The organism is Streptomyces parvus, assembly GCF_014648875.1.
GTDB classification, from domain to species: domain Bacteria; phylum Actinomycetota; class Actinomycetes; order Streptomycetales; family Streptomycetaceae; genus Streptomyces; species Streptomyces parvus.
On sequence record NZ_BMRY01000001.1, the window covers coordinates 523,737 to 545,660 of the forward strand.

The window sequence follows — 21,924 nt, forward strand, 5'->3', positions numbered from 1 at the left end:
CCGATTGCGTAACGGAAGCCGGAGCCAACCCTTAGCAGGGGCAATCTTTGCATAATCTAAAGCTGGGTCGCCAGGGACGGTGGCCCGCCGCAGGACGTCTGTCTGGTAGGAGCGCCGTGATCACTGGGAAGCGAAGGGACGGCGGAACAGTGCTGTCCTGGCTGCCGATCGTGGTGATGGCGGTCGTCGCCGGGATCGACCTCGCCGCGGGGCCGGAGGCCGGGTTCCTGCCTCTGGTCTCCCTCGGCCCCGCCTTCGCCGGGCTGATCGGCGCCTGGCGGCGTACCGCGCTCATCGGCGGCGTGGCGCTGCTGCTGTGCGCCGGTCTGGGCGTGTACGACGGTCTCTTCGACACCCAGCGGGGCTGGACGGCCATGGCTTCGGTCGCCGGGGTCACCCTGGCGGGCGTCCTGGCTTCCGGTTCCCGGATGCGGCGCGAGGCGGAGCTGGCCGGTGTGCGTTCGATCGCCGAGGTGACCCAGAGCGTGCTGATGCGCCCCGTGCCCCGCCACGTCGGCGAACTGCGGACAGCGGTCTCCTACACGTCCGCGGTCGCGGAGTCGCGCATCGGCGGCGATCTGCACGAGGTGGTGGCATCGCCGTACGGAGTCCGCGTCATCGTCGGTGACGTCCAGGGCAAGGGCCTCGCCGCGGTGGCGACGGCGGCCTCCGTCCTGGGCGTGTTCCGGGAGGCGGCTCACGACGAACCGGATCTGGCGTCACTGGCCGCCAGACTGGAGCGCACAGTGGCCCGCGAAGAGGACGGGGAGAAGTTCGTGACGGCCATCATCGCCGAGATCCACGCCGACGAGCGGGCCGCTGTCTTCCTGAACTGCGGACACCCTCCTCCCATGATCGTCCGTGCCGACGGCTCCACCGATCTTCCCCGCCCGCCCGCCTACGCCCTGCCACTGGGCCTGGGCATGCACGGCGGAGAACCTCCCCTGACCCATCGGGCCAGGTTCGCTCCGGGCGACCAGCTCCTGCTCTACACCGACGGAGTCACCGAAGCGCGTGACGCCGACGGCACCTTCTACCCCTTGCGGGAACGAGCCGGACTGCTCGGCGACGCGGATGCCGAAGAGGCACTCGAAGCACTGCGCGGGGACGTGGTGCGGCACGCCAACGGCCCCTTGCACGACGACGCGGCGATGATGCTGCTGCGCTACCGGCAACGGTGACTGCGCGCAGTCACGGCCCGCGATGTACCACCGGTGCGGGCACAGGATAGAAAGGTGCCATGAGCAGCAAGGGCGCTCCGCCGGAGCGCATGGACGACGTGGACGCGGTCACCGAGGCGGTGCTGACGGCTTCCCGGTTGCTGGTCGCGGTCTCCGCGCGCTCTCTGGCGGAGGTGGAGGAGCGGGTGACCCTCCCCCAGTTCCGGATGCTGGTGGTGCTCTCCTCCCGGGGCGACACCAAACTCGTCACGCTGGCGGAGCTGCTGGGCGTGGCCCCGTCCACGGCGATGCGCATGATCGACCGGCTGATCGCCGCGGGACTCGCGGACCGGCAGACCAACCCGGAGAACCGCCGTGAAACGCTGCTCCGACTGACCTCGGAGGGGCGCCGCACGGTGGAGAACGTCACCGCGCGCCGGCGCGAGGAGATCGCCTCGATCGTTCAGCACCTCTCCCCGGACCAGCGGACGGCGTTGATCAGTGCGCTGACGGACTTCAACAGCGCGGGCGGGGAGCGGCCCGCGGGGCTGTCGGGCGAGAGCCCTGGGCCGCACCCGCTGGGCTGGGGCGAGACGGCGGGCTGATCCGACGCCGCGCCCTGGCGCGGAAGCGTCGGCCGCACCCCTGATCGCCGCCCCCTGGGCCCTGACCCCTGACCCCTGACCCCTGACCCCTGACAGCATGTTGACATGACCTTGACATGAAAGGTCTGTGCGCCCGAGGCTCGGAACCCCCCATGGAACGCTGACGACAATGAGGTGCTATTCCCATGCGATCACGCCCCATCGGATTCCTCCTCTCCACCCTCGCAGGCGCCGCCCTGGCGTTCGGCGGAGCGACCGCCACCGCCTCCGCGAACCCGTCCTCCGCCCCGGAGACCGGTTCCGCGTCGGTCGGCGCCGCCCGTGCGGCCGACGGCTGTTACACCTGGAGCGGAACGCTCCGGGAGGGCTCCAGCGGTGAGGCGGTGCGTCAGCTCCAGATCCGGGTCGCGGGCTACCCCGGCACCGGGAACCAGATCGCCATCGACGGGGCGTTCGGCCCGGCCACGAAGGCGGCCGTGACGCGCTTCCAGGCCGCGTACGGTCTCGCCGCCGACGGCATCGCCGGACCTGCGACGTTCAGCAAGATCTACCAACTGCAGGACGACGACTGCACCCCGGTCAACTTCACCTACGCCGAGCTGAACCGTTGCAACTCCGACTGGTCGGGCGGCAAGGTCAGCGCCGCGACCGCCCGCGCCAACGCCCTGGTCACCATGTGGAAGCTCCAGGCCATGCGGCACGCCATGGGTGACCGGCCCATCACCGTCAACGGCGGCTTCCGCAGCGTGTCCTGCAACAGCGCCGTCGGCGGAGCCGCCAACAGCCGCCACATGTACGGCCACGCGGCCGACCTCGGCGCGGGGTCCCAGGGCTTCTGCGCCCTCGCCCAGGCGGCCCGCAACCACGGCTTCACCGAGATCCTCGGCCCGGGCTACCCGGGCCACAACGACCACACCCACGTCGCCGGAGGCAGCGGCCGCTTCTGGTCCGCGCCCAGCTGCGGCATCTGACGCCACGGCGCTCCCCTGACGTGCGGGGGCCTCCGGTCGGCGGACCGGAGGCCCCCGCACTCGCGATACACAGGCCTCGGGACAGGTGTGCGCCGAACACGCAGAGCCGTGGAGAACCACGTGCGCCCCGGCCTTCGTCCGGGGCGGGGCTCAGGAGACCGGGGCCGTCATGACCGTGCCGTCGTCGAAGGTCAGGAAGCAGGCGCCCCCGGACACGAGCACCGTGGTCGGCTGGGCCTTGCCGCCGTCGAAGGCACCGCCCTTCCGGGGCCAGTTCCTGACGTTGTCCAAAGTCGCCTCCGGGGTGCCGTCGTCCAGCGCGAAGGCGCGTACGCCGCCGGCGCCGAAGGTCAGCAGTCTGTCCCCGGCCACCACCACGGAGTCCCCGCGCGTCCAGGGGGCGGTCCACAGTTCGCGTCCACTGCGCACATCGATCGCCTGGATGTACCGGGAGCCCTCGCGGAGGCCCTCCCCTTCTATGAAGAGCAGTCCGTCGCGGCTTACGGCCTCCGGGGGCATCGCGCGGGTGGAGCCCACCTTCCGCAGGCTCCGCGCGTCCACGATGAAGCCGCCGCAGACGTCGTAGGGGGCGCTGCGGATGCGGCGGTCGCAGTTCCAGGGAGCCTCGGCCAGTGTCTTCCCGGTCGCCGGGTCGAGGGTGAGGGTTTCCTGGCTGCCGGTGAGCCAGACGCGGTCGCCCACGACGTCGAGGCTGGGCGGGAACGCCCAGGGGATCACCCGCTCCCAGACCTGGGTACGGTCGTCGGCGTCGTACGCGCGGAAGAGCATGTTGGCGGCGCTGCCCGCTCCGCCGCCGCCCGCGTACGAGACGAAGATCCGCCCGTCGTGGACGCGGGCCACCACGGGGTCGTACCCGGTCCGGCCCGGGAGCCGGGCGACCGGCTTTCCGTCGGACAGGTTCAGCACCTCGAACCCGTCTCCGTCGGCCGCGGTGACATAGGCGTGCCGGTCGTCGACGTCGAGGCCGCTGACGCCGAAGAGGCCGGTGGGCACGCCTTCGGCGGGATAGCCCCACAGCCGGGAGCCGTCGGAGGCGTCGCGCGCCTCCAGCCGGGTCTGCCGTGTCGCCTCGTCCCTGATCCGGCAGACGATGACATCGCCGCTGAGCGCGCAGTCGTCAGCCGCGCCGGGACCGTCGAAGGAGGTTGCCCACGGGCTCCAGTCCTCGGGTTGGAGGGTTCGGTCCAGGCTGTCGGGCCCGAAGTCCGCCATCCCGCTGACGGCCACGGCCGCGGTGCGTGCGGGCGGTGTGGCCGAGGGGGCGGTGCTCCCGCCGCTCTCCCCGGCACTCCGTTCCGGTGCCGGGGCGGCGTTGCCCGGGGCCCTCGGTTCGGGGTCGTCGCCCGGGAGGAGCAGCAGCGTGGCCGTCAGCACTCCGGCGAGCAGGCCCGCTCCCAAGCCGACGGCCAGGCGCAGCCGGCGGCCCCGCGCCCAGGCCGGTCTGCCGGTGCGGGGCCGCCCCGGCCCCGGGCGCCCGTCCGCCGCGCCGTCCCCGTCCTCCGTGCTCTGCCCGTGCGGCGCGGCCTGGCCGGCGCCGGCCGGGGCAGCGGTCGGGGCGGTCCGGGGCATCGGGGGTGCTGCGAGAGCCGCCGCCACGGCGGTCTCGTACGTACCGATCAGTTCGCGTACGCCGTCCGGCCAGGGGAAGGCTCCGCGGGCCGGCGCGTGCGGGACGCCCGGTCTGTCCGGCCGGGACGAGGTGTCGAGCGCCCGGATCAGCTCGGCGGTCGTCGGCCTGCGGGCCGGGTCCCGGTGCAGGCAGTCGGCCACGGTCTGCCGCAGCTCATCCGGCACCCGGGAGAGGTCGGGCCGCCCCTGGGCGATGCGGTGCACGATCGCGGCGAGTTCGGTGTCCTCGAACGGCCCGTGGCCGGTGGCGGCGAAGCAGAGCACCGTCCCCAGGCAGAACACATCGGACGCACCCGTCACCGACCGGTCGCCGGCGACGTGTTCGGGCGACATGAAGCCCGGCGACCCCACCATGACACCGGTCGCCGTGAGCGCCGTCGCGTCGTACGCCTGGGCGATCCCGAAGTCGATCAGCCGCGGTCCCGTGGCGCCGAGGACGACGTTGGCGGGCTTCAGGTCCCGGTGGACGAGCCGTGCGCCGTGCACGGCCGCCAGGCCGCGGGCGATGGCCGCACCGAGGTCGCGGACGACGGGAACGGGCAGCGGACCGTGTCGGCCCACCGCCTCCTCCAGCGACGGCCCGGCGATGTACTGGGTGGCCAGCCATGGCCGTTCGGCCTCCGGGTCGGCGTCGACGAGTGCGGAGACGTACGGTCCGCGCACGGCGCGCGCCGCCTCCGCCTCACGCCGGAAGCGGAGCCGGAAGTCCCCCGCGTGCTCCAGGTCACGGCGGACGGTCTTCAGTGCGACGAGGCCCTCGGGACCGCCGCCGGGCGGGACGGCGAGGTGGACCGTTCCCATCCCGCCGGAGCCGAGTCCGGCGAGCAGCCGGTAGGGGCCGATGTCGTACGGGGCGTCGGCGTCGAGCGGGCGCAGCACGGGGCACCTCTCCGGAGCGGTCTGCCCTCACGGGCGGCGGACGGATCTGCGGGCGGACGGGGGGATGAAGCTGTCGGACGGGTCTGCGGGCGGACGGGGGGATGGAGCTGTCGGACGGGTCTGCGGGGCGGACGGGGGAGCTGGAGCCGGCTTCCTCACGGTCAGGTGGGGAGTTCGAGGGACCGGACGGTCCCGTCGTGGAAGACCAGGTAGAGCAGTCCGCCGAGCGAGATCACCTCGGGCGCCCAGACCTTGTTCGCCACCTCGTCGAACTCCCCGAAGTCGTCGGATCCGGCACCCGAACCGCCGGGCGGCACGTACCCGGGCGCTCCCTCGATCTCGTGCCGGGCGCTCTCGCCGCCGCGCAGGGGCAGGGTGTAGAGGTTCCGGTTGTCGGCGAAGAGCGCGGTGGATCCGACGATCACCGGATCCGAGTGGAGACCGCCGGCCTTCGCCGGGTCGGCCTGGTCCGCTTCCTCTCCGGGCAGCGCGCCGACGGTGCGAGGGGACGGGTCGCCGCCGGAGGCCGAGAGGTCGGTGAGCTCGACCGCGCCACTGGACGCGTTCGCCTTCAGCCCGTACTCCCGCCCCCCGGCGGCGACCACGCCCCGGGCCCGCGGGGCACGGGCGTCCGGGTCCTGGTCCGCCGGGACCGAACGCAGTGTGACCGCGTCCAGGATCGCGGTGTCCTGGCCCTCGATGTCGCAGTACACCTGGCCGCCGTGGACGCGCATCGCGGCGCAGCTCTTGTCACCCGGCACGATCACCGGTGTGCGCTTCCCGGTTCTGCCGTCGAACGCGACCAGGCCGCCGTCGGTCACGGCGATGAGCCTGCCCTCCACGAAGATCTCGGCACGGTACAGCCCGTGCCCGGCCATCGGCGCGTCGTGCGAGGTGAGCCCCTCCGCCCACAGCCGTTCGCCGTTGCGGACGTCCACCGCGTAGATGCTCGCCGCGCTGCCGCCAAGGGTGAAGAACGCGACCTTGTCGCCGAGCAGCGGGTCGCCGAAGAGCTCGGTCTCCTCGCCGCCACCCGTATCGCTCTCCCAGCGGACCTTCCCGTCCTTGGCCGCACGTCCCCTCACCACACCGGCCTCCATGGTGACGACGACATCGTCCTGGATCAGCGGGCTGCTGCCGCGGCCCGGCAGGACCACACCCCGGTTGCTGGTCGCCGCCCGGTCACCGGGAGAGGGAGAGGCCGCCTTCCACAACGGCTTCCCGTCGGAGGGGCGTACGGCCTCCAGCCCGCCCGCGACGGTGCGGCAGACCAGGATCTCGCGGCTGAGGGCACAACTCCACGGCCGCTCCTCCAGCTTCCCCGACCACGGCTTCCACCCGGCCGGGCGCGCGGCGGAATCGACCGGGAAGTAGCCGCTGCGGTCGACGCCGAGCCGGTCCAGCCCGGCGCCCGCCGCGGTCTCGGCCGCAGGTGAACCCGACACCGAGGGGGAGGCGGCACCGGACGGCCCGGACGAGGCGCCCGGCCCGCCGCTCCTGGCCTCGTTCCCGCCGTCGTCCCGCAAGGTCCTCAGGCCGACCACGCTCAGCACGCTCACGGCCAGCACCGCCGTGACCGCGATGACGGTTCGACGGCGCCGACCGGAACGAGGGGTGTCGGGGGACGACGCGGAGGCGGTCCCGTCCGGCGGGCGAGTGATCGTTTCGGCGCTGTGGAGCGGAGACGCACCCGGCATCGTGGGTACCGGGGTGGTCAGGGGGCCCGCCGCCGCGATGACAGCGGCCAGCTCCCTCTCGTGGGTGGCCACCGACTCCCGTACCGCGACCGGCCAGAACCGCTGCCCGACGCCGTCGCCGGAAGGGGCGTCCTGGGGCGCGCCCCGCTCCGCACCGACGCCCGCCGCGAACGCGTCCGCAGCGGTGCCGGCGTCCGGCGCGTCCGCCAGGACCGCCGCCCGGAACCGTTCCTCCAGGGCCACCGAGTCGGGTCGCCGGGCCGGATCGAGGGACAGGCAGTCCTCGATCAGCTCGCGCACGGCGTCCGGCACCGCGCCGAGATCCGTCTGCGCCTGCGAGATCCGGTAGAGCACGGCGGCCAACGGGCCGGTGCCGAAAGGGGATTGCCCGGTGGCGGCGTAGCACAGCACCGAGGCCAGGCAGAAGACGTCGGACGCCGCGACCACATGCCGTCCGCCCAGCACATGCTCCGGGGACATGTATCCCGGTGAGCCCAGCATCGCCCCGGTCGCGGTCATCGTGCTGGCGCCGAAAGCCCGCGCGATACCGAAATCGATCACCTTGGCACCGTCCCTGCCGAGCAGGACGTTCGACGGCTTCAGATCCCGGTGCTGGACACGGGCGTGATGGATACCGCGCAGCCCCCGCACGAGATCGAGCCCCAGGGCCCGCACCGTCGCCACGGGCAGGGGCCCGGCCGCGCGGACCGCACGCTCCAGCGTGGGCCCGGCCACGTACTCGGTGGCCAGCCAGGGCTCCGCGGCCTCCGCGTCACCGGACAGGAGCCGGGCGGCGAAACGGCTCTCGACCGACCGGGCGGTGTCGATCTCGCGGCGGAACCGGTCGCGGAACGCCTGGTCCCCCACCAGTTCGGACCGGACGGTCTTGACCGCCGCCAACTGCGGCCCGGAGCCCTCGGACACCGGCCGGGTGTCGGCACCGAGGTAGACCTCTCCCATACCGCCCGCGCCGAGGCGGGCGAGGATCCGGTACGGGCCGATACGCCGGGGAGCCCGCTCCGGCAGCACGCCGAGAGCTTCGCGCCCCCGGTCGGCCGCGTCCCCGCCCCGCTCTTCGACTGCCATGCCCCGCTCCCCCGTTGACCCGTGACGGGCCTGTCCGCCCCTTGACGATCAAGCCTGGCATCTGGCCGAGCCCCGCGCCACCCCCGACCGCGAGCGGCTCCTCGCGGCCCGGCCGCCCGTGAGGCCCGCCGGGGTCACCCGGCCCCGGTCGGCTCCGCCGGCCCCTCGGCGGCGGCAGGGGCGGAGCCGGCCGAGCCCGCCACCGCGATCGTCCCCTGAGCCACCGCGCACAGCGTCTCCGTCCCCTCGGCGTCCACCATCAGCAGGTCGCAGCGGCAGACGACGCGGCTCCGGCCCGGGCGGACCACCTGCGCCCGCGCGCGCAGCACTTCGCCCCGGGCCGGGCGCAGATAGTCGATGGTGAAACCGGCGGTCAGGACGGCCGGGCCGACGGCCGCGCCCGCCGCGAAGGTGAGGGCGTTGTCGGCCGCGTAGCTCAGGACGCCGCCGTGGACGAAGCCGTTCTGCTGGCGCAGGTCGTCGCGTACGTCGAGCTCCAGGACCGCCGCCCCGTCGCCGAAGGCGGTCAGCCGCGCGCCCAGCAGGACGCTGAAGGGCTGGGCCTCCAACACCTTCCGCCCGAAAGCGAGTTCCTGGTCCATCGCCGCCATGCTCCACCTCATCTCCTCGGGAGGGACGAGCCTCGCCGTCCGGGTACGGCGTCGTCAACATCGGCCCTGTCGTACCGGACCGCTAGTGTCCGACGCATGGAGAACCTGATCCCTCGGGGCAACTGGCTCGGCGACCACACCTTCCGTACGTTCGTGAAAGAGGTCGCACCGCTCCGCTTCGGCTCCTGGGGCCTGGCCGAGTTCGAGCGCGCAACCTCCGGGCTGGGCTGGGAACTTCAGGAGCCGAAGGAGGTCGCGGGCCAGGTCTGGCGCAGGTTCCCTCCGCGGAAGGGACCCTCGGCCGGATACGGCACCCTCATCTCCGACGCCTCGGAGCCCGAGCGGATACGCAAGCTGAACGTACGCGTCGTCGACCTGCCCGCCGAGGACCTGGCCACGGCCGCCGGACTCATCCGTGCCGCCTGGTGGGTCATGGAGGAGGAGCTGGGACCGCCCACGCTCTGGGGAGGCGCCTCGGGCCCGTGGATGCTGTGGCGGCGCCCCGACACCAGCATCCTCGTGCACTCGCACGACGAGGGCGAGGTGAGTCTCGAACTCCTGCCCGCCGTGACGGACAGCGATTCCGCCGGGAGCCGCCGCTCCCGCGGCCGCTGGCGTGCCGCCGAGCCGGCCGATCTGCCGCCCGCCCCTGCCCCCGCCTCCCCGGATCGGTCCGGCACCACCTGGGAAGCGGTGGAGAAGCGCCTGTCCGAAACCCTTCGGTCGCTCGACCACGACACCCCGTTCTTCCCCGGCCGGTTCATCCTGCACCTGGGAGACGCCCGTGATCCCCAGCGTTTCGTCCAGTGCTGGAGCCAGGACCTGAGCCTCGTCGTCGAGGCCACCGGCCACCTGCACCGGCCGGACGCGGCCGACCCGGCCCGCATGGAGCGGAACGGCTGGGAGTCCTCCCGCTCCATCTGGCAACGCCGGTTCCCCGACGCCATGGACAGCCCCGCGCACGCCGCCACCGGCGCCCACATGCTCGTCGAGGAGCTGCGGCAGCTGGGCGTCGACCTGGCCGACCTCTCCTACGACGGCACCATGAGCGGTCGGGGACGCGGCTTCCACCTCGATCTGCCGGACCTGGGGATCCCGCGCGTGCACCACCCCGCCGACTGAACGCCCGTACTCGAAGCGGTCGTTGCCGGAGTCGCGGGCAGTGGGGCGCACCGGGGGGCGCCGGTCAGGCTCCGGAGCCGACGATGGCGGTGACGCGGATCTCCACCCTCATGGCGGCGAGCCCGAGGACGGTGACGCCGGTCTCGGTCCAGATCGGCGCACGGCCGCCGAGACGGAGGCGGAACTGCTCGGCCATGACCCGGTTGTGGTCCTCGCCGATGACGTCGCCCCCCGGCGCGACCTTGTGGTACGAGTTCACGTGGATGACGTCCTTCCAGGTCGCGCCGACCGTGGCGAGCGTGCGCTCCACGTTGTCGAAGGCCCGGACGATCTCGTCCTCCAGCGAGTCGGGGATGACCAGGTCGTCGTCGACCCCGGCCTGACCGGAGATCTCGACCCGGTCCCCGACGCGGACGGCGCCGCTGTAGCCGAGGGCCTCGTGAAGCTTCTCGCCGTAGCCCGGAACGACGCCGAAGGTGACGGTGCTCATGATGCTTCCTCTCCCCGCACCCGAGGGTGCGTTTCCGCTTCCATGACTTCACGCGTAAAGTAACCGTAACAAGCGATGACTTCAAGCGCAAAGTCATCGGGGAGCGCACCGAGGGGACGGGAAGACCGATGAGCGGGACGGAGAGGTCCATGGACGAGACGGGCGGCACCTCGGAGGAGCATGCGGTCGACGAACCGCCGCGCTGGCTCGACGAGCAGGAGAAGGCGGCGTGGACGGGGCTGATCTCCCTGGTCCTGCTGCTGCCCGGAAAGCTGGAGTCGCCGCTGCGACAGGAGCACGGCATCACCCTGTTCGAGTACCTCGTGCTCAGCCATCTCTCCGAGGCCCCCGGGCGGAAACTGCGGATGGGCGAGCTCGCCTTCCTCGCCAGCGGGTCCCTCTCCCGGCTCTCCAACGTCATCAAACGGTGCGAGCAGCGCGGCTGGGTCGTCCGGACCCCCGACCCGGCCGACGGGCGTTACACCCTCGCCGAACTCACCGACGCGGGCTTCGACATCGTGGACCGGGCGGCCCCCACCCACCTGCGCACCGTGCGCGGCCTCGTCCTCGACTCCCTCAACACGGCCGACCAGAAGGCGCTCGTCCGCATCGCGGAGAAGATGCGGATCGTGCCCGACGACTTCGGCTGACCGCCGTCACCGCCCCCTGGCCCCGTCCGTGACCCGATCGAGCCGATAGAGGTCGGCGACGCAGCCGCCCGGCCAGTACCGCTCCCCGCCGTCGCTGAAGGGCTCCAGCATCTGGCTGATCACCAGCCGCTCGTACGGCATGACCCGTTCCCCGGCCGCCGCCCCCTCGCGCAGGCGGCGGTCCTGGGCGTCCCACTTCTCGGCCCGGGACCGCATCGCGGTGTCCAGGTCGGTCAGGGCGATCGCCGGGCCGACGCAGACCAGGACGCAGAGCGCCGCGCACACCGCCTTCGCCGGGGCGGTGCGGTGGGCGTACCGGCGGACCGCCAGGCCCAGCAGGGCGCCCGCGCCGACGAGCAGGATCACGTACAGCAGGAGGTAGTCGTTCCAGAGCCGGTTGGCGCTCCTGTCGCTCACCCGGTCGCCGAAGACGGGGTAGGCGATGACCGTGCAGAGGTAGCCGGAGACCAGGAGTGTGACCAGTCCGGCGTAGGTGAGCAGCGGCCAGCGCGCGGGCGGGCGGGGCGTCGTCCCGTCCGCCCGTCGGCAGAGCAGTCCCAGCAGGACGCCCGCCGCGACCCCGCCCACGTACTGCCAGGTCGTCACCACGGTGACCGTGATCTCCGCGAACGCGCGCAGCGACGCGGCGAGGGAGTCGGAGGCGAGGAGGGACGTGGTCTCCGCACCGAAGCGCTCCCTGCGGTGCGTGGAGCCGGGGGAGGTGATGAGGACCAGGGCCCCGGCCGCCGTCCCGGCGATGCCCCCGGCGCACCACAGCCGGACGAACCCCCGGTCGGCGGCGGGGACGACCCGGCCCGACACGATGAGCGCGGCCAGCAGCACCATCACCACGACGATCGCCGTCTCCTCGGACAGCGTGGCGAGGAAGGCCGCCATCAGCACCGCGACCGTGATCGCGAACGCCCGCCCCCGCCGGGTCCGGGCGAGCAGGAGCGGAATCAGCGCGGCGCACGCCAGTACCGGCGGCAGCGTGTGCGAGACGGACGCGGCGGGCCAGTAGAACGTCTTGTACGTGTTCGGCGTGACGAACAGGAACAGCGCGGTGGTCATCGCCGCGAGCAGGAGCGGCGTTCCGCGCGGGGTGCGCAGGGCGGCCCGGCGCAGCGCCAGGACGGCCACCGCCCACAGGACCGCGAGCACCAGGACCCCGCTGACCAGGGGGTACCACTGGTGTCCCGCGACCTGGAACTTCGCGTACGCGCCGACCAGGAGCGCGTTCGCGACCCGCCCGTTGTCGTCGAGGTAGAACTGCCCGACGAGACCGCTGATGCCGTCGTCCCGTACGCGCGGCAGGAAGCACCAGTCGTCGGCGCCGGGCCTCACCCACCGCCCGAACCAGGACGCGGCGGCGAGCAGGGCGAGCGGCGGCAGCGCGAGCGCGGTCACCCAGAGCGCCGTCCAGGGGCGGTCCGCCGGGCGCCCGGCCGGGTCCGCCGCCTCCTCCTCGCCCCGCCGCACTCCCTCCGGGGCGGCGGTCACGGGAACGTCGTCGGACATCGCGGACGTCACCCCTTCTGGGACGAGCGGGTGGGCAGCGGTCCGGGCGCCGCACGGCCGGGCAGCGGTCCGGCCTGCGGCTCGGCCGTGGCGGCCCTGGCCTGGCCCGAGGTGATCGCCCATCGCGCCAGCAGGAACGAGACGGGCGTGACGATCACGCCGGCCGCCAGCGCCGCGAGGTTCTTGTCCATCCCGAGGCCGCTGACCGCCCCGTAGAGGAGTGCGCCGGACGCCACCAGGTTGACCAGGCTGGAGAGGGGATAGCGGACGAACGCGTGCCAGGTCGGCCGCGTCCGGCAGGTGACGTAGGAGTTGAGGAGAAACGAGCACACGATGCTGACCACGTAGCCGATGACGTGGGCGGTCAGGTAGGGGATCCAGCGGTTGAGGGAGGCGTAGACGCCGAGGTAGACGGCGGTGTTCACGCAGCCGATGAGGACGAAGCTGCCGAACTGGCGGACGGTACGGGACCGGCTCGGGGCGCCGGTCGCCCGGGCCTGGGCGGACCCCGGGGAGGCGGCGGGGCCGGTGGCCGGGGTCTCGGTCCCCTCTCCGCCACCGGTGAGCGCGGCATCTGCGGTGACCGCCCGGTTCCCGGTCAGCGCGGCGTCTCCGGTGGGCGGCCGGTTCCCGGTGAGCGCGGCATCTCCGGTGAGCGCCCGGTTCCCGGTCAGCCGCGGGCGCGGCCGGCCGTCCGGCAGCGCCGCCCGGCAGGTCGCGTCGGTCTCCCGTACGACGTACGGCGGGCGGTGCTTCGCCTCGTGGTAGATGCGGCCCACGTACTCCCCGATCACCCCGAGCGTCACCAGCTGGATGCCGCTGAGGGCGACGACGGCGATGAGCAGGGTGGCGAAACCGGGGGTGTCCACGCCGTGCAGGACGACGCGCACGACGGTCCACAGGGCGTAGGCCAGCGCCGAGACGAAGACCCAGAAGCCGGTGTAGATCGCGAGGCGCAGCGGCCGGTTGTTGAAGGAGAGCAGTCCGTCGATGCCGTAGTTCAGCAGCCGCCTGCTTCCCCACTTCGACCGGCCGGCCACCCGTTCGCTGTTGCGGTAGCGGAAGGTGACGGTGTCGAAGCCGATCCAGGAGAAGATCCCCTTGGAGAAGCGGTTGCTCTCGGGGAGGGAGAGCACGCTCTCCACCGCCCGCCGCGACAGCAGCCGGAAGTCGCCCGAGCCGTCGATCAGCTCCACGTCCATGCAGCGGCGCACCAGCGCGTAGTAGGTGTGGCTGAGGGTGCTGCGGATCATGCCCTCGCCCGTGCGGTCGCGGCGCGGGATGACCTGGTCGTAGCCGTGCCGGTGCAGTTCCAGCATGCGGGGGATCAGCTCGGGCGGGTGCTGGAGGTCGGCGTCCATGATCACCACGGCCGCCCCGCGCGACATGCGGAGACCCGCGAGCATGGCGGCCTCCTTGCCGAAGTTGCGGCTGAAGGCGGTGTAGTGGACGCGCGGGTCACGGGCGGCGATGGCGTTCAGCAGCGAGCGGGTGCGGTCCCGGCTGCCGTCGTCGACGTAACAGATCTCGAAGCTGTCCCCGAGGGGGTCCAGGACGCCGAGCAGGGCGGCGTGGAAGGACTCGATGACCTCGGCCTCGTCGAAACACGGCACGACGACCGACAGCTGAAGGCCAGTCACTCGCCACCTCCGGACTTCGGGCCTCTCGTGGGGCCGGGCCTCCCGTGGGGCCGGGGCCCGGGTCGCGCCACGTCCGCCCCATCTGACGACGGACGGCGGCCCTTCGTCTCTCCGCACACGCGCGGGCGGACCGCTTTCCCGCGCCCTTTCATGCGAACAGCGGAGGCGGACCCGGTCCAACGCTCCGGCGGACGGCGGGCCCGGTTCGCCGGATCGCGGCGGGCCCGGTTCGCCGCATCGCGGCGGGCCCGGTTCGCCGGATCGCGGCGGATCGGGTTCACCGGATCGCCGGGTCGCGGGGGTGGAAAACCACACATAGCCTCGCGAAGGTGACGTCTCCTCGACTGCCACGGACCACCGCCCGACTCGCCGCGCTCTCCGCCGCGCCCCTCGCCGCGCTGGCCTCCGCGCTGGCCTCCGCGCTGCTCGCCGTGGGCTGGCTGGTGCTCCCCGCCGCCGTGCCCGCGCACGCCGACGACCCCGTCGAGCTGTCCCGGGACGGGCAGATCACCGACCGGGTCGGCGCCCTGGGCGACCGGGCGGGCCAGGTCGAGGACGCCCTCGACCGGCTGTACGACGAGCAGCGCATCCAGCTCTTCGTGGTGTACGTACGCGCTTTCTCCGGCCGGTCCGGACAGACCTGGAGCGACGAGACCGCCGACCGCAACGGGCTGGGCCAGGACGACGTGCTGCTCTCCGTCGCCACCCACGACCGGCAGTACGCGTACTCCGTCGACGTGGACTCCCGGCTCACCGACGCGGACCTGCGGGAGGTGGCGGGTACCGCGATCGAGCCCGCGCTGCGGGAGAACGACTGGGCGGGGGCGGCGATCGGCGCGGCCGACGGCTACGCCTCCGTCCTGGCCGGACGTCCCGTGACCGCCCCCGCCATCACCCCGGGCCCCGCCGACCCCGGAACGGGCGATTCCGGCTCCACCGGCGCCCGCGACTTCATCCTTCCGGTGGCCGTCGTCGCGGGCGTGGGCGCGGTCGGCGTCTACGCGTACGCCCGGCGCAAACGGCGCACGACGACCCGCACCACCCCGGCGGCCACCGGCTGGGGCCGGGGCGCGGGGGCAGGGGGTGCGCCGGAGCCGCCGACGCCGCTGCCGGAGCTGGACGCGCAGGCGAAGCAGGTGCTGGTGGACACCGATGACGCCGTACGCACCAGCGAGGAGGAACTCGGATTCGCCACCGCCCAGTTCGGCGAGGAGGCGGCGAAGCCGTTCACGGCGGCGGTCGCGCGGGCGAAGGGCGAGCTGACGCAGTCGTTCCGGTTGCGCCAGCAGCTCGACGACGCCTTCCCCGAGGACGACGCGACCCGCCGCCGGATGCTGGACGAGATCCTGCGGCGGTGCGCCACCGCGAACGAGGGGCTCGACACGGTCTCCGAGGACTTCGACCGGCTGCGCGCCCTGGAACGTACCGCTCCACAGGCCCTGGCCACCGTGGACGCCACCCACCGCGACCTCGCCGGGCGGGTCGCGGCGGCCGAGGCGGGCGTCGCCGGGCTGCGCGAGCGGTACGGGGAGGGCGCCGCCGCACCCGTGGCGGCCGACGTCGAGGAAGCCGAGGACCGGCTCGTCTTCGCGGGCTCGGCCGTGGGCGAGGCCCGAACGGCGGTCGAGGCCGGCGAGAACTCCCGGGCCGCCGTGTACATCCGGGCCGCCGAGGGCGCGGTGGGCCAGGCCGGCACGCTGCTGGAATCGGTGGACCGGCGGGCGGCGGAACTGGGCGAGGCCGCGCGGAAGCTGCCCGCCGCGCTGACCGAGACGGAGACCGACCTCGCGGACGCGGGCGGGCTGCTCGAAGGGACCGCAGAGGGCGCGTCGACCGCCGATCTGCGCGGCCGGATCGCCCGCGCCGAGGCCGTACTCGCCGATGTGCGGGGCGCGATGGCGGCGGGGCCGTACGACCCGGTCGACGCGCTGCGCCGGGTGGAGGAGGCGGACGCGGCCCTGGACGAGGCGCTGGCCGGGGCCCGGGACCAGGAGCGTGGCGAGGCGAAGGCCCGGTCCCTCCTCGATCAGGCGATGCTCACCGCCCGGTCCGCGATCGGGGCGGCGGCCGACCACATCACGACCAACCGGGGCGCGGTCGGCAGCCAGGCCCGTACCCGGCTGGCCGAGGCGCAGCGGCGGTGGGAGCGGGCCCGGGAGCTGTCGGCCACGGACGCGCGGGGGGCGCTGGCCGAGGCACAGCAGGCGGACTCGCTGGCCGGGCAGGCGCTGGCCCTGGCCGAACAGGACGTACGCGGCTTCCGCTCCCCGCGGGGCCCCGGCGGCATGGGCGGGATGGGCGGCGGGGGCGGCGGCATGGGCGGGGCGGTGCTCGGCGGCATCATCCTCGGCGGGCTCTTCGGGGGCGGCGGCCGGGGCGGTGGCATGGGCGGCGGCCTCGGCGGAGGGTTCGGCGGCGGCGGCCGGTCCGGTGGCTTCGGGGGCGGGCCGGGCAGCTTCGGCGGCGGCGGAACCCGGGGGCGCCGGGGCGGTGGCGGCCGCTTCTGAAACGACCGGCAGAGCAGGACCACAGCGTGAACCGTCTCGACTTCCAAGGAGCCGTTCCATGACCAAGCAGACCATCCTCGGCCGCGTCACCCAGCTCGCGAAGGCCAACATCAACGCCCTCCTCGATCAGGCCGAGGACCCGCAGAAGATGCTGGACCAGCTGATCCGGGACTACACGAACAACATCGCGGAGGCCGAGCAGGCCGTCGCGGCCACCATCGGCAACCTCCGGCTGATGGAGCAGGACCACCAGGAGGACGTGGAGGCGGCGGCCGAGTGGGGCGGCAAGGCGCTGGCGGCCAGCCGGAAGGCCGACGAGCTGCGCGGGGCCGGGTCGGTGGCGGAGGCCGACAAGTTCGACAACCTGGCGAAGGTGGCGCTGGGCCGTCAGCTCCAGTCCGAGCAGGAGGCGAAGACGGCGGAGCCCACGATCGCCTCGCAGACGGAGGTCGTGGACAAGCTGAAGACGGGGCTCGACCAGATGAAGGCCAAGCTCTCCGAACTCAAGGCCAAGCGCGACGAGCTGGTGGCGCGTGCGAAGTCCGCGCAGGCGCAGAACCGGATGATGGACGCGGTGAAGAACATCGACGTCCTCGACCCGACGAGCGAGCTGAGCCGCTTCGAGGACAAGGTCCGGCGCGAGGAGGCGAAGGCCCTGGGCAAGCAGGAGCTGGCCGCCTCCTCGCTGGACGCCCAGTTCGAGCAGCTGGACGGCCTGGGTGACAGCGCGGAGATCGAGGCGCGGCTGGCGGCCCTGAAGACGGGCGCGTAGCCGCTCGCGAACCGGGCCGGGTCAGTACATGCTCAGCAGCTGCTCCACGGAGAGTTCGGCGGCCGGTTCCCCGTCCGGCAGGGCCAGTTCGAACCAGACGGTCTTGCCGCGCGGGGTCCGGCGCGAGCCCCAGGCGGCGCTGAGCAGGCCGACGAGCTGGAGCCCGCGGCCGCCCTCGTCGGTGTCGCGGGCGCGGCGGCGGCGCGGCTGGACGAGGCCGGCGTCCCAGACCTCGCAGACCAGGGTGCGGTCGCGCAGCAGCCGGAGCCGGATCTCTCCCTCGCCGTAGCGCAGGGCGTTGGTGACCAGCTCGCTGACGAGGAGTTCGGTGGTGTCGACCAGGTCGTCGAGGTCCCAGGCGAGCAGTTGGGTGCGGGCCAGCTCGCGGGCGCGGCCCACCGAGCGGGGTTCGCGGGGCAGCGTCCAGTCCCCCACCGCCTCCGCGGGCAGTCCCTGGATACGGGCCATCAGGAGGGCGATGTCGTCCTCGCCGTGCCGGGTGTCGAGGGTGGAGAGGACGAAGTCGCAGGCGTCCTCCAGCTCCATCTGCGGACCGGTGAGCACGGACCGCAGCGCCGCGAGGCCCTCGTCCAGCGGCTGGTCCCGGGATTCGACCAGGCCGTCGGTGTAGAGGGTGAGCAGGGCGTTCTCGGCGAGCTCGACCTCGACCTCCTCGAAGGGCTCGCCGCCGACGCCCAGCGGCATCCCCGGGGGTACGTCGATGAGCCGGGCGGGCCGGCCGGGCTCGACGACGGCCGGGGGCATGTGCCCGGCGTTGGCGAACGTACATCGGCGGGTGACCGGGTCGTAGACGGCGTACACGCAGGTCGCGAGATACACCTCGGAGAGGTCCGCCTCGCGGGACTTCTGCGCGGCGCGGGAGGGCCACTGGGCTCCGCCGCTGCCGCCGAGCCCCTCGCTGCGCTCGCCGCCGCCCGGGGAGCCGAGGCCGCGGGCGACCTCGTCGAGGGCGGAGAGCACTTCGGCGGGTTCCAGGTCGAGGAGGGCCAGGGTCCGTACGGCGGTGCGCAGTTCGCCCATGGCGACGGCGGCGCGCAGGCCGCGCCCCATGACGTCGCCGACGACGAGGGCGGTGCGGTGGCCGGGCAGCTCGATCACGTCGAACCAGTCGCCGCCGACCTCGGTGGCGGTGTTGCCGGGCAGATAGCGGCAGGCGATGTCGAGTCCGGCGGCCTCGGGGTCGCCGGGGGGCAGCAGGCTGCGCTGGAGGATCAGGGCGCGTTCGTGTTCGCGGCGGTAGAGGCGGCCGTTGTCGATGCAGACGGCGGCGCGGGCGGCCAGTTCGGTGGCGAGCGCCCGGTCGCGCTCCCCGAACGGCTCGCTGCCCTTGGTCCGGGAGAACTGGACGAGGCCGACGACGGTGTCGTGGGCGACCATCGGCACGGCGAGGGTCGACTGGACGAAGCCCATCTCGTCGCCGGGGACGTCCTCGACCCGGCCGGAGCGCAGCGCGACGGCGCAGGGCGAGCCGAACGGGAATCGGTGGACGGAGCCGAGCGCGGGCGGCACGTCGTCCGGGCCCGGGGACCCGCTGCCCGCCACGGCGGTGGGCAGGGCGTCGGCGACCGCGCTGGCGTGGGCCACCCGGCGCAGCTCCGCCGAGCCTCCGGCGGACTCGCGGTGCGCGGGCGCCCAACTGCCGGGCGCGGCCTCCTCGCCGGTGAGCAGGCCCTGGTAGAGGTCGACGGCGGCCAGGTCGCAGAAGCCGGGCACGGCCACGTCGAGGAGCTCGCGGGCGGTGGTCTCCAGGTCCAGGGAATTGCCGATGCGGGCGCTGGCCTCGTTGAGGAGGGCGAGGTTGCGGCGGGCGCTGGCGGCCTCGCGGGCGGCGATGTGCCGACGGGTGACGTCGGTGGCGAGCCCGGCGATACCTACGGGACGGCCGGCCCCGCTGTGCACCCGGTAGAGGTTCATGGACCAGTGGCGGCGCTCGGTGGTGCCGGGGGCGGTGCCGACGAGCTGGAGGTCGGTGACCGACTCCCCGGTCTCCAGGACCCGCTTCAGGGTGGCGGACAGCCGGTCGGCCTCCGCCTGCGGGAGATAGTCGTCGACCGTGCGGCCCCGGTGGTCATCGGCCGCGCCGCCGAAGACCGTGGCGAAGCGCTGGTTGGCCCGGACGACCGCGAAGTCGGTGCCGAACAGCACGAAGCCGAAGGGAGATTGGCCGAATATGGCTTGTGACGCGGCGAGGTCGGTCTCGATGCGCCGCAGGGCCCGGACGTCGACGACGATACAGAGCGCGGCCCGCTCCCCCTGCCCCGTCAGACTCGGCATCACATAGACCTCGGCGACGCCGTGCGCCCCGCCCTCGCCCGGCATCCGGAACGGGACGAGGCCCGTCCACTCCTTGCCGTCGAGGATCTCGCCGACCCGCCGGTGGCCGTCCGAGCGCAGCTCGGCGGGCATGAAGGCCTCCACCGGGTCACGGCCGATCGCCTCGGTCGAGGCCATGCCGAACAGCGCGGCGGCCCGGCTGCTCCACTGCTCGATCAGACCGTCGGGGCCGATCGAGAAGGAGGCCACCCTGATGTAGTCATAGATCGAGCCGGGCGGGCTGTTCTGCCACACGACGTCACCGGCCGTCCCGACGGCGTCGCCCGTTGTCCCAGGTATTTCGCTCACGCGACCGTCCCCTCCAGCTCACACACCGGACCGGTCCTGCCCGCAGTATTCAGCACTACGGCCCCGACCGACACGGCGTTCACGATCACAGCACGGTCTCAGTCCCTTTCAGCCAGGTTCTGCCCGACCTCTGGTGATCGCTGTGCTTCCCTCCACTCTCCTAACCAGGGAGAGCCAGCTCGAACCACACGGTCTTGCCGCTCTTTCCGCGACGGGTCCCCCAACGGCGTGCGGAACAAGCCACGAGCTGGAGTCCGCGACCGCCTTCGTCGTCGGGTCCCGCCGTGCGTTCGGTGGGTGGATCCGGAAGCGGATCGGAGACTTCCACCAGCAGTCCCGGGGTGACGGGCGGGTGGTCGGCGGGCGGGGGCTCCCCGTCGGGGTACGTACGCGCCAGGCGTACGCCGATGGGGCCGGAGGCGTACCGGAGGGAGTTGGTCACCAGCTCGCTGACGAGCAGGACCGCCAGGTCGCCCACCGCCGCGTCGAGTCCCCAGGAGCCCAGCGCGCCCCGGACGGCGTGCCGGGCACTGCGCACGGAACCGGGCTCGGCCGCGAAGGTCCACTCGGCGCAGTCGCCTTCGGTATCGATCACGCCGATCACTTCCCAGGGACGACCGCGGGCGCACCCCCTGTGCAAACGGGGACTAAACAGCCCATACCCACCATTGATTGCCCACTACCGCGCAACCGGGTGTTTGGTGCATACGGCCGTACGCCCCCCACGGCCGGCGGTCGGCGGTCGGCGGTCGGCGGTCGGCGGTCGGCGGATCAGCTCAACTCAGCGCACCCGTCGCCCTGAGGTCGTCGAAGAGCAACTGGTCCACGGGCGGCACGAGAGCCCGGTCGGCGAAGGAGAACCACACCATCTCCTCGATCTCGCTGCTCGCGGCGAGCGTGCCCCGGTAGTCGCCGTAGTAGCAGCTCATCCGTACGACGGCGGAGCCGGGCCGGTCGTCCACGGGGGCCTCGTACGTCCCGGCGTGGACGACGGTCTCCCGGATCAGGCCGACCGTCAGCTCCTCCTCGATCTCCCGCAGGAGGGTCTGCAGGTCGGTCTCCGTGCCCTCGCGCTTGCCACCCGGGATGTAGAAGACGTCCTTGCCCCGGGGCCGCGCGCAGAGGATCCTGCCGCCCTCGATCCGCACCCACGCCACCGTGTCGATCAGCACCGACGTCACTTCGTCACCACTCCGTCATCACTCCCGCCCCGCTCGCGGCGCCGTCCCGCCGGAGGCTTCCGCACCCCGGTCGGGCCGGACCTTACCGCCCGGGGCGCCGGAGCGCGGAAGACGGAGGGGCTTCAGGGGCCCGGGAGAGATCGAGAGGGCTTCAGGGGGCCCGGGAGAGACCGAGGGGCTCCCAGGAGGTCCCCGAGGACGGCCGAGGGGCCCCAGGGCGGCTCAACGGCCACCCGGGGCCCCTCGGGGTCGTCCGGCCTCTCGGGGCTGCCCGGCCCGTCCATTCATCCACCCGTCCGTCCGTCAGGGACCGGCTCCCTGACTCACGCGCTCCACCCGGTAGACCTGATGGTGGTGGCGGTCGTCGAGGCCGTCGGCGACCTTCTGGGCCTCGGCCTGCGTGGCATACCGGCCCACCCGGTAGCGGTTACCGCCGTCGTCCTGCCGTATCACCTGCCACGGGAGCACGGCGCCGCTCTCGCTCATCGTGTCGCTCCCCCGCATATCGCCCCTCTCCCCACCGACGTGCACGTCTCTAAGGATCCCCAGGAAACCGCAGTACGCATATGCCCGAGCGTACGCCTGACCTTCACTCAGCGCAGGCGTCTTTACACAAAGAGATACACATCCGGCCATCACGAAAGGGGGCGCATCCACAGGATGCGCCCCCTCGTGCCCCACTACGCGTTCACTTCACACTCGGCTCACGGCCGCCCGACGACGACCCGACGCGGCGTCACCC

17 protein-coding genes are annotated in these 21,924 nt (G+C 73.3%); 7 read left to right on the forward strand and 10 right to left on the reverse strand.

From position 1 onward, the window contains the following. Nucleotides 1-176 precede the first annotated feature (176 nt). The 3 genes from IE140_RS02290 (at nucleotide 177) to IE140_RS02300 (ending at nucleotide 2,736) form a co-directional block, all read left to right on the forward strand. Nucleotides 177-1,181 carry a PP2C family protein-serine/threonine phosphatase gene (locus tag IE140_RS02290; RefSeq protein ID WP_150195898.1) on the forward strand — a complete coding sequence of 335 codons (1,005 nt, stop codon included), beginning with the start codon at nucleotides 177-179 and terminating at the stop codon, nucleotides 1,179-1,181. 59 nt (nucleotides 1,182-1,240) lie between these two features. Next, nucleotides 1,241-1,765, forward strand: coding sequence for a MarR family winged helix-turn-helix transcriptional regulator (locus tag IE140_RS02295; RefSeq protein ID WP_109179969.1), 525 nt, complete (start codon nucleotides 1,241-1,243; stop codon nucleotides 1,763-1,765). A gap of 185 nt (nucleotides 1,766-1,950) precedes the next feature. Next, the gene (locus tag IE140_RS02300; RefSeq protein ID WP_150195876.1) at nucleotides 1,951-2,736 is read left to right on the forward strand and encodes a D-Ala-D-Ala carboxypeptidase family metallohydrolase; all 786 of its coding nucleotides are present in this window, start codon (nucleotides 1,951-1,953) and stop codon (nucleotides 2,734-2,736) included. A 150-nt stretch (nucleotides 2,737-2,886) separates the two neighbouring features. Here the strand turns inward: IE140_RS02300 and IE140_RS02305 are convergent, their stop codons facing one another. The 3 genes from IE140_RS02305 to IE140_RS02315 all read right to left on the reverse strand — a co-directional run bounded on the left by IE140_RS02305 (nucleotide 2,887) and on the right by IE140_RS02315 (nucleotide 8,659). Next, complete coding sequence (locus tag IE140_RS02305; protein ID WP_150195874.1) at nucleotides 2,887-5,265, reverse strand: serine/threonine-protein kinase; 2,379 nt, start codon at nucleotides 5,263-5,265, stop codon at nucleotides 2,887-2,889. A gap of 161 nt (nucleotides 5,266-5,426) precedes the next feature. After that, nucleotides 5,427-8,048 carry a serine/threonine-protein kinase gene (locus IE140_RS02310; RefSeq protein ID WP_150195872.1) on the reverse strand — a complete coding sequence of 874 codons (2,622 nt, stop codon included), beginning with the start codon at nucleotides 8,046-8,048 and terminating at the stop codon, nucleotides 5,427-5,429. A gap of 134 nt (nucleotides 8,049-8,182) precedes the next feature. Beyond that, nucleotides 8,183-8,659: a PaaI family thioesterase gene (locus IE140_RS02315; protein ID WP_093442498.1), complete on the reverse strand. Its 477-nt coding sequence runs from the start codon at nucleotides 8,657-8,659 to the stop codon at nucleotides 8,183-8,185. A 96-nt stretch (nucleotides 8,660-8,755) separates the two neighbouring features. Between IE140_RS02315 and IE140_RS02320 the strand changes: the two genes are divergently transcribed. Continuing rightward, complete coding sequence (locus IE140_RS02320; protein ID WP_150195869.1) at nucleotides 8,756-9,781, forward strand: TY-Chap domain-containing protein; 1,026 nt, start codon at nucleotides 8,756-8,758, stop codon at nucleotides 9,779-9,781. A gap of 64 nt (nucleotides 9,782-9,845) precedes the next feature. On the opposite strand, the gene IE140_RS02325 is transcribed toward IE140_RS02320, so the two are convergent. Continuing rightward, a complete protein-coding gene (locus IE140_RS02325; RefSeq protein WP_150195867.1) occupies nucleotides 9,846-10,271 on the reverse strand; it encodes a Rid family hydrolase in 426 nt (141 codons plus the stop codon). A 128-nt stretch (nucleotides 10,272-10,399) separates the two neighbouring features. On the opposite strand from IE140_RS02325, the gene IE140_RS02330 reads away from it, so the two are divergent. Then, complete coding sequence (locus tag IE140_RS02330) at nucleotides 10,400-10,921, forward strand: MarR family winged helix-turn-helix transcriptional regulator (protein ID WP_373296141.1); 522 nt, start codon at nucleotides 10,400-10,402, stop codon at nucleotides 10,919-10,921. 6 nt (nucleotides 10,922-10,927) lie between these two features. Here the strand turns inward: IE140_RS02330 and IE140_RS02335 are convergent, their stop codons facing one another. Both IE140_RS02335 and IE140_RS02340 read right to left on the reverse strand, forming a co-directional pair. After that, the gene (locus IE140_RS02335; RefSeq protein WP_150195862.1) at nucleotides 10,928-12,439 is read right to left on the reverse strand and encodes a DUF6056 family protein; all 1,512 of its coding nucleotides are present in this window, start codon (nucleotides 12,437-12,439) and stop codon (nucleotides 10,928-10,930) included. A gap of 8 nt (nucleotides 12,440-12,447) precedes the next feature. Beyond that, nucleotides 12,448-14,079, reverse strand: coding sequence for a glycosyltransferase (locus IE140_RS02340; protein WP_150195860.1), 1,632 nt, complete (start codon nucleotides 14,077-14,079; stop codon nucleotides 12,448-12,450). 398 nt (nucleotides 14,080-14,477) lie between these two features. Here IE140_RS02340 and IE140_RS02345 point away from each other — a divergent pair, with 398 nt between their 5' ends. After that, a complete protein-coding gene (locus tag IE140_RS02345; RefSeq protein ID WP_189460151.1) occupies nucleotides 14,478-16,586 on the forward strand; it encodes a TPM domain-containing protein in 2,109 nt (702 codons plus the stop codon). A gap of 58 nt (nucleotides 16,587-16,644) precedes the next feature. Beyond that, entirely contained in the window at nucleotides 16,645-17,358 is a 714-nt protein-coding gene (locus IE140_RS02350; RefSeq protein ID WP_093444894.1) for a PspA/IM30 family protein, read from the forward strand. Nucleotides 17,359-17,379: 21 nt separating this feature from the next. Here the strand turns inward: IE140_RS02350 and IE140_RS02355 are convergent, their stop codons facing one another. The 4 genes from IE140_RS02355 to IE140_RS02370 all read right to left on the reverse strand — a co-directional run bounded on the left by IE140_RS02355 (nucleotide 17,380) and on the right by IE140_RS02370 (nucleotide 21,686). After that, nucleotides 17,380-19,947, reverse strand: coding sequence for a SpoIIE family protein phosphatase (locus IE140_RS02355; RefSeq protein WP_093444895.1), 2,568 nt, complete (start codon nucleotides 19,945-19,947; stop codon nucleotides 17,380-17,382). Between the two features lie 214 nt (nucleotides 19,948-20,161). Next, nucleotides 20,162-20,605: an ATP-binding protein gene (locus IE140_RS02360; RefSeq protein WP_006127301.1), complete on the reverse strand. Its 444-nt coding sequence runs from the start codon at nucleotides 20,603-20,605 to the stop codon at nucleotides 20,162-20,164. A 172-nt stretch (nucleotides 20,606-20,777) separates the two neighbouring features. Next, nucleotides 20,778-21,182 carry an NUDIX hydrolase gene (locus tag IE140_RS02365; protein ID WP_150193715.1) on the reverse strand — a complete coding sequence of 135 codons (405 nt, stop codon included), beginning with the start codon at nucleotides 21,180-21,182 and terminating at the stop codon, nucleotides 20,778-20,780. A 303-nt stretch (nucleotides 21,183-21,485) separates the two neighbouring features. Next, a complete protein-coding gene (locus tag IE140_RS02370; protein ID WP_032763443.1) occupies nucleotides 21,486-21,686 on the reverse strand; it encodes a hypothetical protein in 201 nt (66 codons plus the stop codon). Nucleotides 21,687-21,924 lie beyond the last annotated feature (238 nt).